General features: G+C 34.6%; 2 protein-coding genes. Both read left to right on the plus strand.

Annotated elements, in window-relative coordinates; genetic code table 11:
* Positions 1-570: condensation domain-containing protein (locus tag T488_RS17245; RefSeq protein ID WP_037297451.1), on the plus strand; the 570-nt coding region annotated here is incomplete at its 5' end.
* A 26-nt stretch (positions 571-596) separates the two neighbouring features.
* The coding region (locus T488_RS17250) for a condensation domain-containing protein (RefSeq protein ID WP_037297455.1) at positions 597-1923 on the plus strand (1327 nt) is incomplete at its 3' end.

Below are 1923 nucleotides of genomic sequence, written 5' to 3' on the forward strand. Positions count from 1 at the left end.
ATAACCGGACAGAAAAAACTTGCAATAAAGCTGGAGGGACATGGACGAGAGGAAATTCACGAAAAAATATCCATAGACCGTACAGTAGGCTGGTTCACAAATGTATACACAGTGACCCTTGAATGCAGCGAAGATAATGACAAAGCCATAATAAATGCCAAGGATACCATAAGAAACGTACCGAATATGGGAATGGGCTTTGGATATGTAGATCATGAAACAATGCCGGATATTTGTTTCAATTATCTCGGAGATTTTGGAAAAAAATATAACGGTCAATCCGTAATATATTCTTGTGGTGAATCTATTTCCGGTGAAAATACACTGCCTGATGATATAACAATAAACGGCTGTGTAACAAATTCGAAACTTATATTCAATATAATAAGCAGTTCAAAGAAATATAGTCAGGAATTTATTGACCGTTTCAAAATTGATTTCGTGAATTCTGTTATCACACTCGCTGATTTTTGCAATGATGTTGATAAAAAACAAAAAACCATAACAGATTTACGTGATAAAGAACTGGAAGATAGCGAATTGGATATTTTAAATGATTTGTTCTCTTGATTATTTTCTTAACGGAGGTTTCGTAAATGGCAACAGTTAACAGTAGAATTGAAAATGTATATGGTCTTTCTCCTCTTCAAGAAGGTATGCTTTTCCATCATCTTTATGATAATAATTCGGAATCATATATTTTACAGAGCGTTTTCAGTTCTGATAAAAAAATCAATATTGATTTAATGAAAAAAGCGGCTGATTTATTATCAAAAAAATATGATGTTTTAAGGACTGCTTTTGCATATGAAAAATTAAAGAAGCCAAGACAGGTTATTATTTCAGATAAAAAAGTTGAATTTAACTGCGTTGATTTTACACAGTACAATTCTTTTGAATTAGATAATCAGATTAAAGATTATATATCCAAGGATTTAAAAAGAGGATTTGATCTTACTCATGACTCTTTGTTTAGATTAACCTTTTTTAAAGTCGATGAAGATAAATATAAGATCCTGTTTTCATTCCATCACATAATTGTTGATGGATGGTGTATAAATGCAATATACAAAAAACTTTTAGAATACTATAAAAGTCTTGAGAAAGGTATTTCATTTGAGGATATTGAAAGAGAAATATCAGAAGAAAAAAAATTAAAAAGTGAATATGGTGATTACATTTCTTGGTTAGAAAATCAGGATCAAACGAAAGCGTTAGAATACTGGGAGAATGAACTTGAGGGCTATGACAGCGAGGCAGATATAAAGGCGATGAGCGCACCAGAGCCCACAGAAGACCAGATGAGGGAGGTTGAAGGAGAAACAGATGCGGATACAACAGAAAAGATCAGAAAGATAACAGAGAATAATGAAGCGACAATAAATGTAGCAGCAGAGATCGCAGTGGGAATATTGCTTCAGAAATATTCAGGAAGCAAGGATGTTGTATTTGGCAAGGTAGTATCAGGAAGGAATGCACCCATTAACGGCATAGAAGATATGGTCGGACTTTTTGTCAATACCATACCGGTCAGAATAAGGATAGATGAGAAAACCACAGTTTCTGAGCTGATAAAAACTCAGCAGGAAAAGGGTACAGAGAGTACCAATTATGATTATTGTTCACTTGCAGATATACAGAGCAAAACTGCACAGGGATCAGAGCTTATCAAGGTGCTTTATGTATTTGAAAACTATGCATCAGGTGCTGTTACAGCCGCAGAAGATACAGACAGTACGATAAAAGTAGAAAGCGCACGAGAACAGACCAATTACGGTATCACGATATATGGTCTGGAAAAAGAAGGCAGAATGAGTTTCAAGGTAAGGTATGATCCGAATAAATACTGTGATAATGAGATCAGGCTTATCATGGACAGACTGCTTAAGATCTGTAGAGAGATGGCTGAAAATCCCAACGGTA

The organism is Ruminococcus flavefaciens ND2009, assembly GCF_000621785.1.
GTDB lineage: Bacteria > Bacillota > Clostridia > Oscillospirales > Ruminococcaceae > Ruminococcus > Ruminococcus flavefaciens_C.